This window comes from Burkholderia sp. D-99 (assembly GCF_011605345.1).
GTDB lineage: Bacteria > Pseudomonadota > Gammaproteobacteria > Burkholderiales > Burkholderiaceae > Burkholderia.
In genome coordinates this window covers 179,622-198,329 of sequence record NZ_JAAOXM010000009.1, presented here as the reverse complement: position 1 = coordinate 198,329, position 18,708 = coordinate 179,622, and the positions used below count along the sequence as shown (strand labels likewise).

Here is an 18,708-nt window from a genome sequence, read left to right as displayed (position 1 = left end):
GCCACGATGAGAACCTCTGCTTCCACTCCGTCCGCGCCGGTGTCGTCCGGCGCCGCGAGCACCGGCGCCGGCCGGGCCCGCCCGGGCCGCTTCGCGCTGCTGTCGCGCTTCCTGCCGTCGGGCCGCAGCGTCGCGATCGGCGTGCCGTTCGTGTGGCTCGCGGTGTTCTTCGCGCTGCCGTTCGTGCTGGTGCTGAAGATCAGCTTCGCCGACCAGGTGATGGGCATTCCGCCGTACACGTCGCTCGTCGAGTTCAAGGACGGCGTCGTGCACTTCGCGCTGCAGCTGTCGCACTACGCGTTCCTGCTGCAGGACGACCTGTACATCGCGACCTACCTCAGCTCGCTGAAGATGGCCGCCGTATCGACGGTGCTGTGCCTGCTGATCGGTTACCCGATGGCGTACTACATCGCGCGCTCGGAACCGAACCGCCGCAACGTGCTGATGATGGCCGTGATGCTGCCGTTCTGGACGTCGTTCCTGATCCGCGTGTACGCATGGATCGGCATCCTGAAGGATGACGGCCTGCTGAACCACACGCTGATCGCGCTGGGCATCATCCACACGCCGCTGCGCCTCTATCACAGCGACGCGGGTGTCTACATCGGGATGGTCTATTCGTACCTGCCGTTCATGGTGATGCCGCTGTACGCGCACCTCGTGAAGATGGACCTCACGCTGCTCGAAGCCGCGTACGACCTGGGCGCGAAGCCGTGGGTCGCGTTCACGCGGATCACGCTGCCGCTGTCGAAGAACGGGATCATCGCCGGCAGCCTGCTGGTGTTCATCCCGGCGGTGGGCGAGTACGTGATTCCGGAACTGCTGGGCGGCGCCGACACGCTGATGATCGGCCGCGTGATGTGGGATGAATTCTTCAACAACATGGACTGGCCGATGGCGTCCGCGGTGACGGTCGCGATGGTGATGCTGCTGCTGGTGCCGATGGCGCTGTTCCAGTACTACCAGGTCAAGGAACTGGAGGACGCGAAATGATCAAGCCGAGCAAACCGCTGTCGACGGGCGTTCTCGCCTTCGGCTTCCTGTTCCTGTACATCCCGATCATCAGCCTGATCGTGTACTCGTTCAACGAGTCGAAGCTGGTGACGGTGTGGTCGGGCTTCTCGCTGAAGTGGTACAGCGCGCTGCTGGACGACGACGAGCTGCTGACCGCCGCATGGCTGTCGCTGAAGATCGGCCTGCTGACGGCGACCGCGTCGGTCGTGATCGGCACGTGGGCGGGTTTCGTGCTCGCGCGCTTCGGCCGCTTCAAGGGCTTCACGCTGTACACGGGGATGATCAACGCGCCGCTGGTGATTCCGGAAGTGATCCAGGGCATCTCGCTCTTGTTGCTGTTCGTTGCGCTGGAGCAGATGTTCGGCTGGCCGAAGGGCCGCGGGATGCTGACGATCTGGATCGGCCACGTGATGCTGTGCGTGTCGTACGTGGCGATCATCGTGCAGTCGCGCGTGAAGGAGATGAACAAGTCGCTGGAGGAAGCGGCGCTCGACCTGGGCGCGACGCCGCTGAAGGTGTTCTTCGTGGTGACGCTGCCGCTGATCTCGCAGGCGCTGCTGTCGGGGTGGCTGCTGTCGTTCACGCTGTCGATCGACGATCTGGTGCTGTCGGCGTTCCTGTCGGGGCCTGGGTCGACGACGCTGCCGCTGGTGGTGTTCTCGCGTGTGCGGCTGGGGCTGAACCCGGAGATGAACGCGCTGGCGACGCTGTTCATCACGGCCGTGACGATCGGCGTGATCGTCGTGAACCGGATGATGATCGCGCGCGAACGGCGCCGGGTGGCCGACATGAAGGCGGCGTTCGCGGTGGCGTGACCCTTCCCTTTCCGTTTCATCGATAACAAGCACTGCAGACAAGCAAGGCGCGCTGCCCCAGGGGGGGCGCGCGATTCGATTCCGTATCGACAGGCGCACGACAAGGAGAATCCGCAATGAAGAAGAAACTGATCTGCCTGCTGGTGGCCGGCGCGTTGCCGGGCATCGCGCTGGCCGACTCGACATCCGCCGAGATCAAGGCGCTGCAGGCGCAGGTCGCGGCGCTGCAGAAACAGATGAAGGCGATGCAGGCGCAGCTCTCGGCGAAGCCGGGCGGCGCCACGGTCGCGACGGCCGGCACGAAGGCCGGAGTAGCGCCGGTCGCGGTGGCCGTCGACCCGAGCTCGCCGGATTACGGCAAGGCGCAGGCGACGCTGACCAACGACGAAGTCGGCGAAATGAAGCAGCAGATCGCGAACCAGCAGTTGAAGGTCGACTCGCTGACGGACGCGGCCAACACGGGCCCGCTCGCCGGCCTGTCGGTGACGGGTTACATCGACCCGACCTACATCTACAACCGCGCGGCCGGCACGTCGTCGTTCCTGTTCGCGAACCACGAGAGCGCATACAACTACTTCAACAGCACGTTCGGCGATCTCTACCTCGACATCAAGAAGACGTTCGGCGTCGGCCCGATGGCGCCGTCGGCGGAAATCACGCTGATGCCGAACCGCGGCAACGGCATCACGCTGCTGCAGAACTCGCGCGGCAACATCGGCAACAACATCCTGAACACGGCGGTCGTCAACGTGCCGATCACGGCCGAGACGACGCTCGTGGCCGGCCTGATCCCGAGCTTCGGCGGCTACGAGGTGCAGCAGTCGAACCAGATGCTCACGCTCACGCACAACCTGCTGTACGACTTCTCCGATCCGGGCAGCTACATCGGTGCCGGTGCGAACTACACGAAGGGCAACTGGGCGTGGAAGTTCTTCGTCGGCAACGAGCAGTACCGCACGTACGGCTCGGTCACGCAGACCGGCACCAATGCGCTCGGCGACCCGATCACGACCAGCAACAAGGTGCCGACCTTCACCGCCCGTGCGGACTACACGTGGTCGAGCGCGCTCGACCTCGGCGGATCGTTCAACATCGGCCGCCAGACGCTGTCGAGCGCGATCGACAGCAACGGCGTCGTCCACTACGGCCCCGGCGGCGCATCGCCGAGCGGATACGGCACGTTCTTCTTCGCGGAAGCCGACGCGACCTACACGCTCGCCGACATCCAGTACAACGCGGAACTCGACTACGGCCAGCAGCAGCATGCGGCGTACAACGGTGGACTCGCGCAGTGGTACGGCCTGTCGCTGCTCGCGCACCGCAAGTTCAACGCGCCGGTGGTCGGCCGCATGGGCGTCACGCTGCGCTACGATGCACTCGTGAACAGCAAGAACGGCGGCGGCGGCGGCGGCATCTCGCTGAACGGCAACGGGATGGATCCGAACAACGGCTTCGGCGTCGATTCGGATTGCCTCGCGACGTCGAAGGCCGGCGGTGGCCTCGGCTTCGAGTGCAAGGGCGCGATCCGTCAGGACGTTGCGCTCGACCTGCTGTTCTATCCGACCCAGCAGATCACCGTGAAGGTCGAATACCGGCACGACTGGGCGAACAACAAGGTGTTCCTGCGCAACGACGGTTCGTACAGCAAGTCCAACGACCTGCTCGCGACGCAGTTCATCTATTCGTTCTGATGCAGCACACGCGGGGCGCCGTGCCGCGCGCACGGCGTCCCGCGCCGTTTTTACCGGCTGGAACACGATGCAGCACGCATCGCGTTCCAGCCGCAACGAGGGAGTCGGTCTGATGACGCAGTCTTTCACCCGCCGCGCCGATGCGCTCGCGCGCGACTCGTACTACGAGGCGACGGCCGTGCGCCCCGCCGTGGACGATCCCGCGCTCGACGACACGATCGATGTGGACGTGTGCGTGATCGGCGCCGGCTTCGCGGGCCTGTCGACGGCGCTCGACTGCCGCGCGCGCGGGCTCACCGTCGCGGTGATCGATGCGCACCGGCCCGGCTGGGGCGCGTCGGGCCGCAACGGCGGCCAGGCCATCACCGGCTTCGCGAAGGATGAGGAAATCGAGCGGCAGCTCGGCGCCGACGGTGCACGCGCCGCGTGGTCGCTGTCGCTCGACGGCGTCGCGCTGATCGCCGAGCGGATCGCACGTTACGGGATCGACTGCGACTTCACGCGCGGCTACCTGACGGTCGCGACGAAGCCGCGCCGCATCGACGACCTGCGCGCGTGGATGGACGCCGCGACGTCACGCTGGGGCCATCCATCGCTCGCCTGGCTCGACACCGGCGCGATCCACGCACGCATCGCATCGACGCGTTACCTGGCCGGCGTGCACGATCCGCTGTCCGGTCACCTGCATCCGCTCAAGTACTGCCTCGGCCTCGCCGAGGCCGCGCGCCGCGAAGGCGTCGCGCTGTATGCGCATACGCCCGCGCTCGACATCGTGCGCGGCGCGCGGCCGGTCGTGCGCACGCCGTCGGGCGACGTGCGCTGCCGCTTCGTCGTATCGTGCTGCAACGCGGGCCCCGGTGGCGTGCTGCCGGCCGCGACGGCTGCCCGCATTGCGCCGATCGCGTCGTACATCATCGCGACCGAGCCGCTCGGCCAGGCACGTGCAGACGCGCTGATCGCGCAGCGCGAAGCCGTGTGCGACAACAACTTCTTCCTCGACTACTTCCGGCTGTCGGCCGACCACCGGATGCTGTTCGGCGGCCGCGCGAATTCGGCCGGCGCGTCGCCCGCCACGCTCGCCGAAACGATCCGGCGGCGCATGGTCGGCGTGTTCCCGCAGCTCGGCGACGTGCGCGTCGACCACGCATGGGGCGGCTTCGTCGACGTCACGCGCAACCGCGCGCCGGACTTCGGCGCGCTCGATCCGAACTTCTTCTACGTCCAGGGCTTCAGCGGGCACGGTGTCGCGCTCACCGGCATCGCCGGACGCGCGGTCGCCGGCGCGATCGCGGGCGACACGCATGCGTTCGACCTGTTCGCAAGCATGCGCCACCGGCGTTTCCCCGGCGGCGACGCCTGGCGGCAGCCCGCGCTCGAACTCGGGATGCTGTACCACCGCGTGCGCGAGCTGTTCTGAGCCTACTTTCTCCGTTCTCCTGACCATGCAGACATTCGCCAACCAGCCGCACGTCGCGTCCTACTACGCGGCGACCGCCAACGATACGACCCGCCACGCGCCGCTCGCCGGCACGATCGATGCCGACGTGTGCGTGATCGGCGCGGGCCTCACGGGCCTGTCCGCCGCGCTCAACCTTGCCGAGCGCGGCCATTCGGTGACCGTGCTCGAAGCGTCGCGGGTCGGATGGGCGGCGAGCGGCCGCAACGGCGGCCAGCTGATCGGCGGCTTTGCGTGCGACATCGACACGTTCGGGCAGTTCATGCCGGAAGGCGACGTGAAGCGCATCTGGGACATGGGGCTCGAAACGCTGTCGCTCGTGAAGTCGCGCATCGCGCAGCACGACATCGACTGCGCGCTGGTGCCCGGCTACCTGACCGCCGCGAACACCGAGCGCGACGCCGATTCGCTGAAGCGCTGGCGCGACGAAGCCGCGAAACGCTTCGGCTACGACCGCTTTCATTTCGTCGAAGCCGAGGAACTCGGCGACTACGTGCAGTCCGAGCGCTATTGCGGCGGCCTGTACGACCCGGACAGCGGCCACCTCCATCCGCTCAACTACACGCTCGGCCTCGCGCGTGCGGCGACCGATGCGGGCGTACGCATCCACGAGGACAGCTGCGTGACGCGCGTGCTCGACGTCGCGGGCGGCCATGTCGTCGAGACGAGCGGCGGCAACGTGCGCGCGCGCTTCGTCGTGCTCGCGTGCAACACCTATGTCGGCACGCTCGCGCCCGCGCTGTCGAAGAAGATCATGCCGGTCGGCACCTACGTGATCGCGACCGAGCCGCTCGGTGAAGCCCGCGCCGCCGCGCTGATGCCCGCACGCGCGGCGATCTGCGACAGCCGCTTCGTGCTCGACTATTTCCGGCCGGCGCCCGACACCCGGCTCGTGTGGGGCGGCAAGGTCAGCTATTCGACGCGGGAGCCGCGCGACCTCGCCGCGGCGATGCGCGCGGACATGCTGAAGACGTTCCCGCAACTGGCGGACGTGAAGGTCGACTATGCATGGGGCGGCTTCGTCGACATCACGATGAACCGCGCGCCGCACTTCGGCCGCATCGCGCCGACGATGTACTTCGCGCAGGGGTTTTCGGGGCACGGCGTGAACACGACCGCGCTCGCGGGCAAGCTGATCGCCGAAGCGATCAACGGACAGGCGAGCCGCTTCGACCTGTTCGACAAGATCCGGCATCGCGACTTCCCGGGCGGCGAGGCCTTGCGCACGCCGGCGCTCGTGCTCGCGATGAGCTGGTATCGGCTGCTGGACGCGTTCGGCATGCATTGAGCGGGCGCGGCGAACCGGGCGAGAATTTCGTTGCATCGTCGAAGAATCTGGCGATACGACCAACCACGTGGGCCTGCGCTCATTGCCGTCACTCGGCCCGCTCGCTGCGGCACTGGAAATTCCACCAGTCGACCCGCTCGATCCACTCCCCGTAGCCTGCATAGCTCACTCCGCAGACGGACCTCGACGCATCGCCTACGGGTGCTTTCATGATGATGGTCTTGTTTGACGCGCGGTGAACGCTCGCGCGTCACTGGGGTACCAGCGGCGCGTCGGGGTTCGTCGGCTGGATCGATGCATCGCAGGTGATGCGGTCCTGGCCGGAGGGCGTGCGAAGATTGCCGGGAATCTTCGCGTCAAACTCAATACGCTTACCTGAGGGCAGCGGGCCTGTCCCATATACAAAACCAGGAATGAGCGGATAACGGTCAGTGTCAACCGCGTTTACCGTTTCACTGATTCTCTTGGAAATGAAGGCGCTGTCGCTTGTAACTACCACTGTATATTTCTTCGAATCCTCGAAGGCGTCAAAGCTGTGATCCATGTAAACCTTCGTGGCAAAAGTCTTACCGCCATCCGTCGAATACCAGAATGGCACCACGCAACCTTTTTCACCATTTCCGCAAATCAATCCCTTTGGATAGGCAAGTGGCAAAACAATATTCCTTCCAGTCAGATCCGCATTAACGATACGCCCCTGGAAATTCTCAAACATGCCTCGCCCCAGATACTTTCGGATTCCAGCACGCGTATCGTTGTAATACGATTCCCCGTGATGACAGTCCCGGTAACGTTCCAGCGTAACAAAGCGGTGGTCATCGATTCGGTAGATGACCTGGGGCGGCGAGTCATACGGCAACTCCTTGATCGTTGAACTCATGAAATCTCCGAGTCCGAAGCTCGAATGCCGCGGCGTCTGCGCCGTACACCCCTGCACAAGAACGATCAGCACGATTATGGTCATGACGTATCTCATTACGCGCCCCCTTTCCATTGCTGTTGCCGAAGTCGTTCGGCTTCGGTCTTGCTTTGTTCGTCAGCAACCGTTTCCCAATCGATATACGACGGTTTGACGATGTTCCGAGGGACACCTCTTTCAAAGTAATCGTCATAGCCCTGCGTCCAGTCAGCCAATTTCATCAGGCGGTTCCGGAGTGCCGGCTTCTCATACGCATCACAGAAACCGACTGGCAGGTCGTAAGCCACCACGCGGCGCATGAATGCCTGGTGCTGCGGCAACGTGCTGTGATTGGTCGGCTCGGCGCGATAGGTGTCGAGTCGTTGCAGCATCTCGTCCTGGGTCTCGGGCCGAGTCGTGCGCCTGGAGGTATAAATGTCCTCGGTCGTCACGGTGCGCTCCGGCTGGTAAATCGAGCGCATATAACGGTAGTCGGGGTCAGCGTAGCTCCCGGTGTTGGGATCATTGGGATCGGGAATCCACTTGCCCATTTCATCGACCCCTTTACGTGCGTTTTCGAACTGCCGCATCTCGTCCGCCGTGACCGGATCCGGCACTTCTTCGGCGTTGATCGTCACGGTTTTGTCGGGATGCGGTACCGCCCACAGTTTCACGAGCGGCGTGAAAATATCCCGGTTTCCATTCCAGAAATCGGTCGGCTTCGCGCCGGCTACGAGCTTGTCCTCGGGTGTCGGTGGCAACGTCCCGAATTTCTTCACGCCCGGTACGTCGCCCACCGGCGTACCGCGCGCCAGCATGCGCTGCTTGACGGTATCGCCCAACTCGTCGAGCAACGTGTCGTCCACGCCCTGCCAGCCGATGCTTTGCAGCGGTACCGCACCCATCACGCGATCGTGCGGCGTGAAGTACACATACAGCCGGCCGTGATTGTCACGCTCATGCACGCCGGACTTTCGCTGGTTGTCAGGCCGCCAGAAATCCATGTCCTCGGATGCGCCGCACTGAAGCTGCTTCATCCGCGCCTCGGTCATCTCGCGCTTGTCCTGCTTGATCCGGTTTGCGATGTTCCGGAAGGTACCGACGCGCGCTTCGGGAGTGGGGCGCTCCGCACCGCAGGCCAATGCATCGGTGATCTTGTCATCGAGGGCGTACGGCGAGTTCATCACGAACAGCGCATCGGGCGCGCGCGCTTTGCATAAGGCTGTCGCCGCCAGCGCAATCATGGTGCCCTGGCTGTGCGACATCACCGTCACCGTATCGCGCGGGCATTCGTTGCGTATCCGGTCGATCAAGTCGGCCAGTCTTTGGGCTGCGTGTGCGTAGTACGTACGCGGCGGCGCATCCTGCAACTGACGATCGGCTTCGGTGTTCAACGCCTCCATGTCGAATCCGAGCACATGACGTTTGAAGCCTGCTTCGCTCCATACCTGCTGCAAGTTGTTGGTGCCGTTCTGGAAGGGGCCGCCACCCCAATACCACGGACCTTTCTCGTTCGTGCACGCAGGGGTCCATGCATCGAAACCGCGCGGGTTGCGCATCGGGATGCGCCAGTTGCGTTCAGTGCCGGGCTCCGCGCTGTAACCCCAGTAGAAACGAATCACCGGTGAGGGTCCGTTCTTTTTGATCCGGCGCACCCTGGGCCCACCATCCAGTTCAGGCTCATCTGTATATGTGTTGGGTATAAGAGCCGTTCCGTCCGTGCGCCGCAACCGATCATTAAGGCCATCACACAGCCCCTGTTCCGCCGCGTCATACCACTCACCCGTAGAGTTGACGCCATGCACGAAGATGATGACGCCCGGAATATGTGGAGGAATGCGGCACTCGGCGCGCACCTCGAAACTGCTCGGCGTGTGATAGGACTCCCAATAGGGTTGCCCGAGATGATCGCGCTGCATCGGCACGATGCGCGTTGCAAACGGGTGTTGATAGGGCTTCGGCGCATCTGCGCCGTCGGCCGCATTGTCTGGCTGGTTGGTTTCGTCAGTCATGAAACAGCCTTCCTGGTGTTTCTCGAGCAGCAGCTTGAGGCCCTGGGCGACATCCCGCCGGCTGAGCCAGGTCTCGCCTTTGTCGCTGGTGATGCCCTCGACAATCTGGCCATTGGCAAGCTGGATCTTGTATGGCCGGTTCGCAACCGCCCGCCCGGTGATGCCGTCGCTGAGAGTGAACTGCTCCCCGATCCCGTGCGCGCCTTCGAACTCGTAGATGTCCGCAGCACAGCAGGATCCAGGCTGTAGAACTGGTGGATGTTGACGCCTGCGCGTGCAGCCGCGTCGGAAATGACCGTGTTCGCAGTCAAGGAGCCCTCCAGGCAAACGTTTGCACGACAACCCGCGCAATCCTAACCGCCCGGCGGACAGAGTGAAATCAGACTCGTATGAATTAGCACGGACCAGGTCCGAGCGATTGCAGCGCCTGCGCTTCTCCGATCTCGATTCGCCCGATTGCTGCTGCATGGCTGTCGTCCCATCGCGCGTCGACGCGCGATGCACACGGCGGCATTCATCGCCGGACGAGCGATAGCGGAATGCGAAGGGAATGCGCGGCCGGCGACCCGCCGCTCGCTAGTCGGCCACCTTCTGCCGCATCGTCACGAACTCCTCTGCCGCGGTCGGATGAATACCGATCGTGTCGTCGAACTGCGCCTTCGTCGCCCCCGCGCGAATCGCGATTGCAATCCCCTGGATGATCTCGCCCGCATCGCGGCCGACCATGTGCGCGCCGACCACGCGCTGGCTGTCGCGCGCGACGACGAGCTTCATCAGCGTGCGCTCGTCGCGACCCGACAACGTATGGCGCAGCGCCTTGAACGACGTACGGTAGATGTCGACCTCGCCATGCGCGTGACGCGCGTCGGCTTCGGTCAGGCCGACCGTCGCGACCTCGGGCTGGCTGAACACGGCCGACGGCACGTAGGCATGATCCGCCGCGACACGCGACCCGCCGAACAGCGTGCGTGCGAGCAGCCCGCCGTCGCGCGTCGCCACCGGCGTGAGCTGCGGCCGCGACGTGACGTCGCCGATCGCGTGGATCGACGGCACCGATGTCGCCGAATACGCGTCGACCGCAATTGCGCCGCGCGCGTCGAGCATCACGCCCGCCTGTTCGAGTCCGAGCCCGTCGACGTTCGGCACGCGGCCGGTCGCATAGAGCACCTGGTCGTACGGCCCGTGCCGCGCATCGCCGACGCGCACGCTCAGCGTGCCGTCGTCCGCGCGTTCAATCGACTCGACCACCGCACGCGCGTGGATCGCGACACCCTGCTTCGTCATCTCGTCGGTCAGGAACTGGCGCACGTCGTCGTCGAAGCCGCGCAGGATCTTCTCGCCGCGATAGAACAGGTCGACGTGGCTGCCGAAGCCATTGAAGATGCCCGCGAACTCGACCGCGATATAGCCGCCGCCGACCACCGCGATGCGCTTGGGGCACGTCGCGAGCGACAGCGCCTCGCGCGACGTGATCGTGTGCTCGATGCCGGGCCGCGCCGGCGACGACGGGCGCGAGCCGGTCGCGATCGCGATATGCCGCGCGCGGATGCTGCGTTCGCCGATTGCGACGGTGTGCGCATCGACGAGCGTCGCGCGGCCCGCGTGCATCTCGACGCCCGATTGCCGCAGCAGGTTGATGTAAATGTCGCTGAGCCGGTTGATCTCGCGATCCTTCGCGGCGATCAGCGCGGGCCAGTCGAGCGTGCCGGCGCCGAAGGTCCAGCCAAAGCCCTTCGCGTCCTCGACTTCGTGCGGGTAGTGCGATGCGTAGACGAGCAGTTTCTTCGGGATGCAGCCGCGCAGCACGCAGGTGCCGCCGATCTGCTCTTCTTCCGCTATGCCGACGCGTGCGCCGTATGACGCGGACATCCGCGCGAGCCTCACGCCGCCGGAGCCGGCGCCGATGACGAACAGGTCGTAGTCGAAATCCATCGCATTGCCTCATCGCAGTTCGGATGGAGGCACGATAGCAAGATTCGGGGATTCGTGCGGGGCACGGCGCGGCCGGGCGCACGCCCAATAAAAAACGGCGAGAGACGTGGCCTCTCGCCGGTCAAACCAGCTGCCGGGTGTGTCATGCGTCACCGATCGACCGCATGCCCGACCTGCCGGCTGCGCGGCACCGGTCCGCCCGGCGCGCGAAGGGCGCGCCCGCGGCCGGACCAGCCGCCATGCTCAGGCCTGCGACGTGTCGCTGCCGTCCGTCGCCTGCGTGTCGTCCGCCTGCTGCTCGGGCTGCTCTTCCTTTTTCTTCTCGAGCAGACCTTCGACTGCCTCGGCGCCCTTGAAGCCGGCGACGGCAGCCGCCGCCTTGGTCAGCAGGCCCGCATCCGGATCCAGCTTTTCCGCGCCTTCAACGGCTGCGACTGCGCCAGCGATTTCACCCACGGTGTCCAGGATACCCATCGTCATCCCCTTTCAAGAAAATCGTGAGCGCATCGTCCCACGAAAAAAACCGGCAGACCGCGATTGTCATCACCGGATACACAAGTTACGCACCTGGCCGGCCGCGCTCGCCGAGCGCCACCGGAACGACGCACGCGCGGGCCTGACGGCACGCAGCGGGCGATGCACGCAGCGTAGCGGAAAGCCTTCGCGCGTACTGTAAAAGTATGTTCTGGATTGCCGACGGATCCCTTACGGCGCGGGGGTCTCCTGATGGAGCATTCGCCGAATAGTCGTGCGCGCGTATGAAGGTCGCGTGACGAAAAAAAAGAGGCACCTCGCGGCGCCCCTTCGATGCATGCCGGACGACTGCCGGCACATGCGTTCCGACGTTCGTCAGAAGATATTGCGCAGGCCGATCGCGATGCCGGTCTGGTTGTTGCGACCCGGCAGCTCGACGTTCGCCGCGCCGGTCGTCTTGTTGAAGTCGACGGTGCCGTAGACTTCCGTGCGCTTGCTGAGCGCGTACTCGGCGATGCCGACGACCGCGTAGCGGTTGCCGCTTGCGAGCGTGCCGTTCTCGGTCATCGCATTGCGCATATGGTCGTAGTAGAACGCGCCCGTCAGCGTCAGCGGCGCGCTGACCTGCCAGCTCACGCCCGCGAACGGACCGTCGTCGATCCGGCCGGTGCCCTTCGCGACCGGAATCGTCTTCTGCGCGAGCAGGCTGTCGACGAAGCCCGTGTCGTCCTTCGAGCGCAGGTAGCCCGCGTAGATCTTCGCCTTGCTGAAGGCATACACGACGTTCGCGTGGTAGATCGTCTGCTTGCGCGCCGAGTTGTCGCTGTTCTGCTGCGCACCGGCCGCGATGCTGAGCGGGCCCATCACGTACGACAGCGACACGCCCCACGCATTGCCCTTGCCGAGCGAGCCCGGGATCTGGCCCGAGAAGCCGCCGGTGCCGGTCGATTCGTAGTTGGTACCGGTCGAGTACATCGCCTTCGCGGTCAGGCCTTCGAACTTGCCCGTGTACTTGATCTGGTTGTCCGCATACAGGCCGCCGCCGAGTGCGACCGGCAGCCACGCGTTTTCGAGGTAGTTGCCGACCGTCAGCGGATCGTAGGTATCCGACAGCAGGTCGAACAGCGGCGTCTTCTGGCGGCCGAGGGTCACCGTGCCGTACGGGCTCTGCAGGCCGACGTACGCTGCGCGGTTGAACAGGCGGCCGCTGTCGGCGAATGCGCCGTTCTGCAGGTTCACACCGCTTTCGAGGTTGAACACGGCCTTCAGGCCGCCGCCGAGGTCTTCCGTGCCGTAGATGCCGAAGCGGCTGTTCGTGATCGCGCCGTTGGTCATCGACAGCAGGCCGTCGTTCTTGGCATTGGCGTTGGTCAGGTAACGGATGCTGGCGTCGGCGACGCCCCAGAGCGTGACCGAGCTTTGTGCGGCCGCGTACTGGCTGGCAAATGCGAGCGCGGCGCCCCCTGCGATGGCTGCGAGTCGGGTGGTCTGCTTCATGAGCTTTCCTTTTTGTAGGTGTCTCCATTCATGGCCGGCCGCGTGCGCAGCCGGGTGGCGATCGCTCACGTTCATGGCGCGCGCGATGTGGGCTGAATCATATGACGAGTGCAATCGTTGAAAGAAATTGAAATGCGCGGTAACGGCGGAACTGTCGCCCGCGCACAACGCTGCGCGGGCGAGGCGCACCCGGCGGGCATCGGATGCCGCACGGCATCCTCCGGCTACGCGGCTTACGGCATGTCGGATCTGTAAGCATCACCCTGCGGGCGCAGGGGAACAGGCAGGCGGCCGGGGTCGCCGGCGGGATGCCCTGTCACGCCTCCGCCGGCGGCTCGCCGTGCGTCGCGCGCCGCCGCCACGCACGCCGGAGGATCTCCGCGAACGCACCGGCGAGCAGCAGCACGGCGCCCCACAGCGCGAGCTCCGGCACGAGCCGCGTGACGAGGCCGCCGGCCACCGCGCCGGCCAGGAAACAGAAGCTGATCGTCGCGAGCAGCGCCGAGTCGTGCAGCGCACCCGCGTCGTAGCGCGGGATCAGCCCGACGAACAGCTTCTGCGCGGCGCGGCGCAGGTTGCCGGTCGTCATCACCGACGTGTACGACAGTTCCTCGAGATGGGTGAACGACAGCGTCTGCAGCGTCGCGACGAACGAAATGCCCGGAATCAGCCATGCGCTCGACGCGCCGACGAGGCCGCTCGCGGCGACGCCGAGAAAGGCGATCTCGACGAGCAGGCTCGCGAATGCGGTATGCCGCATCCAGCCGCGCTGCGCGGCGAGGCCGAGCAGGTGCGCGACGAACACCGCCACCACGAAACCGCCGAGCGGCGGCACGTGGTGCAGCGCGGCCGCCCATTCGCCGGCCGACACGTTGATGCCGAGCAGTGCGACGTTGCCGGTCATCGTGTTCGCGAACACGTGGCCGTGGCCCACATACGTGTACGCGTCGAGGTAGCCGCCGGACAGCGTCAGCAACGCGGCGACAGTGAGATTGCGGCTGGCGCCGTCGAGATCCATCGAGCCTCCCGTGTAGATTCGCGCCAGTATGGCGCACGGGCGGCCAGTTTGAGCCGGTTACTGCCCGATGCCCGTGAGCCCGATCAGCGCGCCGCCCGCGAGCAGCCACAGCGGATGGATGCGCGTGCGCCACGCGAGCACCGCGCACGCGGCCGTGATGCCCCACTGGATCGCCGTGCGGTTCGACGCCTCGGAGATCAGCACCGCGCTCGCCGCGACGAGCCCGGCGGTGACGGGCATCATCCCCTGCTGCACGTAGCGGCGCCACGGCCGATCGCGAAAGCGCTCCCACGCATGCAGCGCGAGCACGGTGACGAGCGACGACGGCCCGAACTTCGCGAGCGACGCGACCAGCAACCCGCTCCAGCCGGCCACGTGCCAGCCCACCAGCGACACGATCATCATGTTCGGCCCGGGCGCCGCCTGGGCCAGCGCGAACAGCGCGGTGAACTCGTGCGCGCTCATCCAGTGATGGACATCGACGACCTGCCGCTGCATCTCCGGCAGGATCGTGTTGCCGCCGCCGAACGCGAGCAGCGACAGCTGACTGAAGATCGTCGCGATGGCGATCAGCGTGTCGCTCATGGCCGCCCTCCTTGCTGCGGGTCGCGCGCCGCGGCCGGCGCCGGCTGCGGCGTGCCTGCGTCGCGGCGGCGCGACGCGAGCCAGATGCTGACGGGCGTCAGCACGAGCATCGTGGTCAAGAGCGGGATGCGCAGCACCGCGATCGCGACGAACGCGAGCACCGCGATGCCGGCCGCCGCAGGTGCGTGCCGCAGCGGCTTCGCGACCTTGACGGCCATCGCGACGAGCAGCCCGGCGGCCGCGGCCGCGAGCCCCGAGAACAGGTGCTGCACGTGCGGATCGTTCTGCGTCTTCGCGTACAGCACGCCGAGCGCGACGACGACGAGCGTCGGGCCCGCAATCAGCCCGAGAATGCCGGCGAACGCGCCGGCCACGCCGCGAAAGCGCATGCCGACGGCCACCGACAGGTTGATCACGTTGCCGCCCGGCAGGAACTGGCACAGCCCGAGCAGATCGGTGAATTCGTCGGCGGAGAGCCACTTGCGCTCGTCGACGATGGTGCGCCGCGCGAACGGCAGCGCGCCGCCGAACGACATGAGGCCAAGCGACAGGAACCCGGTGAACAGCTCGGCGAGGCCGACGCTGCGGGGCGCCGCGGCGGGCGGCGGGGCGGCAGGCGGAAAAACGGATTGCATGGTGCTCCTCACTAAACGGTGAACCGAGGTTACCGCCGTTCCGGATCGTGGCAAAACGATTTTATCGGCGCGCCCTTGTGATCTAGAATCACAAGCATGGCACGCGATCTCCCGCCCTTTTCCGCGCTTCGGGCCTTTGAAGCCGCGGCACGACATGAAAGCTTCAGCGCCGCCGGCGACGAGCTGCATGTGACTCACGGTGCCATCAGCCGGCAGATCGCCGGGTTCGAGGCATGGCTCGGCAAGCCGGTGTTCCACCGCTACGGCAAGCGCGTGAAGCTCACCGACGAAGGCCGCCGCTACCTGGACACCGTACGCGCGGCATTCGACAGCATCGCGCACGCGACCGAACAGCTGCGCAACACCGGCGCGGCGCGCGTGCTGCGCATCAACGCGCTGCCGACCTTCGCGATGAAATGGCTGCTGCCGCGCCTGTCGCGGTTCCAGCGCGACGTGCCGAACGTCGAGCTGAAGCTGTCGACGTCGAATGCGCCGCTCGACACGCTGAACGGCTTCGACGTCGCGATCCGCCGCGGCCCCGGCCACTGGCCGAACTGCACGAGCGGCCACTTCCTCGACGAAAGCGTGATCCCGGTCTGCAGCCCCGCGCTGCTCAAACGCGTGCCGATCGCGCGCGCGGACGATCTCGCGCGCCACGTGCTGCTGCATTCGGATACCCGACCGGAAGGCTGGCGCGACTGGTTCGCGGCGGCCGGCGTGACGATGAAGGGGCGCAAGCGGCAGTCGTTCGACCACTTCTACCTGGCGCTGCAGGCGGCCGTCGACGGGCTCGGCGTCGCGCTCGGCCCGTTGCCGCTGATCGACGACGAGCTCGCGAGCGGCCGGCTGGTGATGCCGCTGGAGGGGCCGCGCATCGCGACGCGCAGCTACTGGTGGATCGCGCCGCGCGCGCCGGCCGACGATCCGCTCGTCGCGCAGTTCTGCGCGTGGCTGCAGACGCAGTCGAACGTCGGCGCGTAGCGCATCGACGTTCGACGCGGAAGATGACGCGGGCGGCAGGACACCGCCCGCCGGCGGTTCAGACCACCGGGCCCGGTTCCTTTTCCTTGCGCAGGATCGCGTACAGGATGATCGCGCCGAAGGTCGCGGTGCCGATCCCGCCGAGCCCGAAGCCGCCGATCTTCAGCGAGAAGTCGCCGGCGCCGAGCACGAGGGTGACGGCCGCGACGATCAGGTTGCGGTTGTCGGAGAAGTCGACCTTGTTGACGACCCAGATCCGCGCGCCCGTCACCGCGATCAACCCGAACACGACGATCGACACGCCGCCGAGCACGGGGCCCGGGATCGTCTGGATCACCGCGCCGAACTTCGGCGAGAAGCCGAGCACGATCGCGATCAGCGCGGCGACCGCGAACACGAGCGTCGAGTAGATCCGCGTGACGGCCATCACGCCGATGTTCTCCGCGTAGGTCGTCACGCCCGTGCCGCCGACGCTGCCCGACACGATCGTCGCGAGCCCGTCGCCGATGAATGCGCGGCCCACGTAGCGATCGAGGTTCGCACCCGTCATCGCGCTGACGGCCTTGATGTGGCCGAGGTTCTCCGCGACCAGGATCACCGCGATCGGCGCCAGCATCAGCATCGCGTGCGGATCGAACACCGGCGCGCGGAAGCTCGGCACCCCGAACCAGGCCGCCTGCCCGACGATCGAGAAATCGATCGGCTTGCCGAGCCCCATCCCGTTGGTCGCGACCGCATAGATCGCGTAGGCGATCACCAGGCCGACGAGGATCAGCAGGCGCTGCACCATGCCGCGCGAGAACACCGCGACGCCGCCAACGCACAGCACCGTGACGAGCGCCATCACCGATTCGAAGGTCGACGCGGACACGCCCTTGACCGCGATCGGCGCGAGGTTCAGCCCGATCACCGCGACCACCGCGCCGGTCACGACCGGCGGCATCAGCGTCTCGATCCAGTTCGTGCCGATCGCCTGCACCAGCGCGCCGATCGCGACGTACACCACACCACACGCGATGATCCCGCCGAGCGCGACCGGGATGTTCGGGTTCGGGCCGCTGCCGCCGTAGCCGGTCACCGCGATCACGAGGCCGATGAACGCGAAGCTCGAGCCGAGGTAGCTCGGCACGCGGCCGCCGACCAGCACGAAGAACAGCAGCGTGCCGATGCCGGACATGAAGATGCACAGGTTCGGGTCGAAGCCCATCAGCAGCGGCGCGAGCACGGTCGAGCCGAACATCGCGACGACGTGCTGCACGCCCATCGCGACCATCTGCGGCCACGCGAGGCGCTCGTCGGGACCGACCACGCGCGATGCCGCGCCGGTCGATTGCACCCGCCAGCGCGGGAAGTAGGAATCGGACATGGGGAAAAGGGCTCCTGTCGTTCGGTCGCCGGCTGCGGAGGATGCGCCGGTCTGGAATCTGGCGCGAGTTTACGGAGCGGAAATGGGGCTGGCAAGCGCGGCAAGCCCGGACGGGCCGCCGGGACGCTGTGTATTGCATCGACCGAAAAATAGGGGCGGACGGGTATCGTCTCCGTCTCACGGCACTGGAGGCGCGACGGTAAATCCGCCGACAATGCACGTCGCGGGCACATCGATTGATGAAATGGCGCCAGTCTGACCATCAGCGGGCCGCTCAACGCAATTGCTGCCTTCAGCCGCATGGTCGGATTCAATTCGTTCGCTGCCGACTACGCGTTCGAATTCTCCGACCTCGGACAATCGACGAAAACGCGCTTCCGGGAAATCAAATGAATCGCGCAGTCTCCCTTCTCGCATTTGCCTTTACCGGCATCGCATCCGGATATGCCGCAGCCGGGCTGATGCTCGCCTTTGCCCCGATGTGTGGTTACGACTGCGAGAACCGGTCCGCCGGCATATTCATCTCGACGGTCGGCACCTGCCTGCTCGGTTTTGTTCTGGTTGGTCACCTTGCCACGCGACGCGCGCATGTCACCGTCAAGCGATTCTCGCTGACGGCCCTGTGCCTGTCCGCCGCCGTACTGCTCGCAGCAGGCTGCTACTACGTCGCAGAACTTCACCGACACTACCGGGAAGCCGAAGCGGCCCGGCCCGTCCAGACGGATTTCGATTTCATGTACATGGCCATCGTGACGCGCGAGGTGCCGACGTACAGCAAGGCATCGCGCGGTTCCGTCGCGGTATCAGGCACGATTCCGCGCTGGCAGCGATGTGCCATAGACGGCGCGTGGTGCGATACGCAGCCACGCCAGGCGCACATGCGGTGCAAGACCGGGGAGGTCTATGTCAATGAAGCAGACTGGCCGGCGTTTTCCCTCATTCCCGAAGAGAATATTCGAGGCGCGGTGCCGATGAAGTCGATGAAACTGTGTGCACCGGGAAATATCCCGGATGACTGAGCAAGCGCCCATTCGTGACAAACCGAA

17 protein-coding genes are annotated in these 18,708 nt (G+C 65.9%); 7 read left to right on the top strand and 10 right to left on the bottom strand.

Annotated features, from left to right (window positions below):
* Positions 1–6: 6 nt before the first annotated feature.
* From HAV18_RS27895 to HAV18_RS27875, 5 genes are all read left to right on the top strand, one after another.
* Entirely contained in the window at positions 7–993 is a 987-nt protein-coding gene (locus HAV18_RS27895; RefSeq protein WP_166962636.1) for an ABC transporter permease subunit, read from the top strand.
* The gene (locus HAV18_RS27890; protein WP_166955215.1) at positions 990–1,829 is read left to right on the top strand and encodes an ABC transporter permease subunit; all 840 of its coding nucleotides are present in this window, start codon (positions 990–992) and stop codon (positions 1,827–1,829) included. Before HAV18_RS27895 ends, HAV18_RS27890 begins: the two co-directional genes overlap by 4 nt.
* 116 nt (positions 1,830–1,945) lie before the next feature.
* Entirely contained in the window at positions 1,946–3,520 is a 1,575-nt protein-coding gene (locus HAV18_RS27885) for a DUF3138 family protein (RefSeq protein ID WP_166962634.1), read from the top strand.
* 112 nt (positions 3,521–3,632) lie between these two features.
* Positions 3,633–4,937, top strand: a complete 1,305-nt coding sequence (locus HAV18_RS27880; RefSeq protein WP_166962632.1) for an FAD-binding oxidoreductase — start codon at positions 3,633–3,635, stop codon at positions 4,935–4,937.
* Positions 4,938–4,962: 25 nt separating this feature from the next.
* Positions 4,963–6,264 (top strand): FAD-binding oxidoreductase, encoded by a 1,302-nt coding sequence (locus HAV18_RS27875; RefSeq protein WP_166962630.1) that lies wholly within the window; start codon positions 4,963–4,965, stop codon positions 6,262–6,264.
* An 88-nt stretch (positions 6,265–6,352) separates the two neighbouring features.
* On the opposite strand, the gene HAV18_RS40210 is transcribed toward HAV18_RS27875, so the two are convergent.
* The 9 genes from HAV18_RS40210 to HAV18_RS27835 all read right to left on the bottom strand — a co-directional run bounded on the left by HAV18_RS40210 (position 6,353) and on the right by HAV18_RS27835 (position 15,315).
* Positions 6,353–6,475, bottom strand: a complete 123-nt coding sequence (locus HAV18_RS40210) for a hypothetical protein (protein ID WP_279573958.1) — start codon at positions 6,473–6,475, stop codon at positions 6,353–6,355.
* Between the two features lie 39 nt (positions 6,476–6,514).
* Positions 6,515–7,228, bottom strand: coding sequence for a hypothetical protein (locus HAV18_RS27870; protein ID WP_243771786.1), 714 nt, complete (start codon positions 7,226–7,228; stop codon positions 6,515–6,517).
* Positions 7,229–7,239: 11 nt separating this feature from the next.
* Positions 7,240–9,642, bottom strand: a complete 2,403-nt coding sequence (locus tag HAV18_RS27865; protein ID WP_243771785.1) for a DUF3274 domain-containing protein — start codon at positions 9,640–9,642, stop codon at positions 7,240–7,242.
* Positions 9,643–9,750: 108 nt separating this feature from the next.
* A complete protein-coding gene (gene gor / locus HAV18_RS27860) occupies positions 9,751–11,106 on the bottom strand; it encodes a glutathione-disulfide reductase (protein ID WP_166962626.1) in 1,356 nt (451 codons plus the stop codon).
* Positions 11,107–11,349: 243 nt separating this feature from the next.
* Complete coding sequence (locus HAV18_RS27855; protein ID WP_166962625.1) at positions 11,350–11,580, bottom strand: hypothetical protein; 231 nt, start codon at positions 11,578–11,580, stop codon at positions 11,350–11,352.
* Positions 11,581–11,955: 375 nt separating this feature from the next.
* On the bottom strand, positions 11,956–13,077 hold the full coding sequence (locus HAV18_RS27850) for a porin (protein ID WP_166962623.1): 1,122 nt from the start codon (positions 13,075–13,077) through the stop codon (positions 11,956–11,958).
* A gap of 316 nt (positions 13,078–13,393) precedes the next feature.
* Positions 13,394–14,095 (bottom strand): YoaK family protein, encoded by a 702-nt coding sequence (locus HAV18_RS27845; protein WP_166962621.1) that lies wholly within the window; start codon positions 14,093–14,095, stop codon positions 13,394–13,396.
* Positions 14,096–14,152: 57 nt separating this feature from the next.
* A complete protein-coding gene (locus HAV18_RS27840) occupies positions 14,153–14,680 on the bottom strand; it encodes a chromate transporter (RefSeq protein WP_166962619.1) in 528 nt (175 codons plus the stop codon).
* On the bottom strand, positions 14,677–15,315 hold the full coding sequence (locus HAV18_RS27835; RefSeq protein WP_166962617.1) for a chromate transporter: 639 nt from the start codon (positions 15,313–15,315) through the stop codon (positions 14,677–14,679). Before HAV18_RS27835 ends, HAV18_RS27840 begins: the two co-directional genes overlap by 4 nt.
* Positions 15,316–15,411: 96 nt before the next feature.
* Between HAV18_RS27835 and HAV18_RS27830 the strand changes: the two genes are divergently transcribed.
* Positions 15,412–16,296, top strand: a complete 885-nt coding sequence (locus tag HAV18_RS27830; protein WP_166962615.1) for a transcriptional regulator GcvA — start codon at positions 15,412–15,414, stop codon at positions 16,294–16,296.
* Positions 16,297–16,354: 58 nt separating this feature from the next.
* Here HAV18_RS27830 and HAV18_RS27825 read toward each other — a convergent pair whose 3' ends face one another.
* The gene (locus tag HAV18_RS27825; RefSeq protein ID WP_166962613.1) at positions 16,355–17,662 is read right to left on the bottom strand and encodes a solute carrier family 23 protein; all 1,308 of its coding nucleotides are present in this window, start codon (positions 17,660–17,662) and stop codon (positions 16,355–16,357) included.
* Between the two features lie 389 nt (positions 17,663–18,051).
* Here HAV18_RS27825 and HAV18_RS27820 point away from each other — a divergent pair, with 389 nt between their 5' ends.
* A complete protein-coding gene (locus HAV18_RS27820; protein WP_166962611.1) occupies positions 18,052–18,681 on the top strand; it encodes a hypothetical protein in 630 nt (209 codons plus the stop codon).
* Positions 18,682–18,708 lie beyond the last annotated feature (27 nt).

Coding starts and splice junctions, on each gene's coding strand:
- HAV18_RS27895 (WP_166962636.1), top strand. CDS start 7: ATGAGAACCTCTGCTTCCACTCCGTCCGCGCCGGTGTCGTCCGGCGCC.
- HAV18_RS27865 (WP_243771785.1), bottom strand. CDS start 9,642: ATGCAGCAGCAATCGGGCGAATCGAGATCGGAGAAGCGCAGGCGCTGC.
- HAV18_RS27880 (WP_166962632.1), top strand. CDS start 3,633: ATGACGCAGTCTTTCACCCGCCGCGCCGATGCGCTCGCGCGCGACTCG.
- HAV18_RS27825 (WP_166962613.1), bottom strand. CDS start 17,662: ATGTCCGATTCCTACTTCCCGCGCTGGCGGGTGCAATCGACCGGCGCG.
- HAV18_RS27840 (WP_166962619.1), bottom strand. CDS start 14,680: ATGAGCGACACGCTGATCGCCATCGCGACGATCTTCAGTCAGCTGTCG.
- HAV18_RS27850 (WP_166962623.1), bottom strand. CDS start 13,077: ATGAAGCAGACCACCCGACTCGCAGCCATCGCAGGGGGCGCCGCGCTC.
- HAV18_RS27845 (WP_166962621.1), bottom strand. CDS start 14,095: ATGGATCTCGACGGCGCCAGCCGCAATCTCACTGTCGCCGCGTTGCTG.
- HAV18_RS27875 (WP_166962630.1), top strand. CDS start 4,963: ATGCAGACATTCGCCAACCAGCCGCACGTCGCGTCCTACTACGCGGCG.
- HAV18_RS27890 (WP_166955215.1), top strand. CDS start 990: ATGATCAAGCCGAGCAAACCGCTGTCGACGGGCGTTCTCGCCTTCGGC.
- HAV18_RS27855 (WP_166962625.1), bottom strand. CDS start 11,580: ATGGGTATCCTGGACACCGTGGGTGAAATCGCTGGCGCAGTCGCAGCC.
- gor (WP_166962626.1), bottom strand. CDS start 11,106: ATGGATTTCGACTACGACCTGTTCGTCATCGGCGCCGGCTCCGGCGGC.
- HAV18_RS27820 (WP_166962611.1), top strand. CDS start 18,052: ATGAATCGCGCAGTCTCCCTTCTCGCATTTGCCTTTACCGGCATCGCA.
- HAV18_RS27835 (WP_166962617.1), bottom strand. CDS start 15,315: ATGCAATCCGTTTTTCCGCCTGCCGCCCCGCCGCCCGCCGCGGCGCCC.
- HAV18_RS27885 (WP_166962634.1), top strand. CDS start 1,946: ATGAAGAAGAAACTGATCTGCCTGCTGGTGGCCGGCGCGTTGCCGGGC.
- HAV18_RS40210 (WP_279573958.1), bottom strand. CDS start 6,475: ATGAAAGCACCCGTAGGCGATGCGTCGAGGTCCGTCTGCGGAGTGAGC.
- HAV18_RS27870 (WP_243771786.1), bottom strand. CDS start 7,228: ATGACCATAATCGTGCTGATCGTTCTTGTGCAGGGGTGTACGGCGCAG.
- HAV18_RS27830 (WP_166962615.1), top strand. CDS start 15,412: ATGGCACGCGATCTCCCGCCCTTTTCCGCGCTTCGGGCCTTTGAAGCC.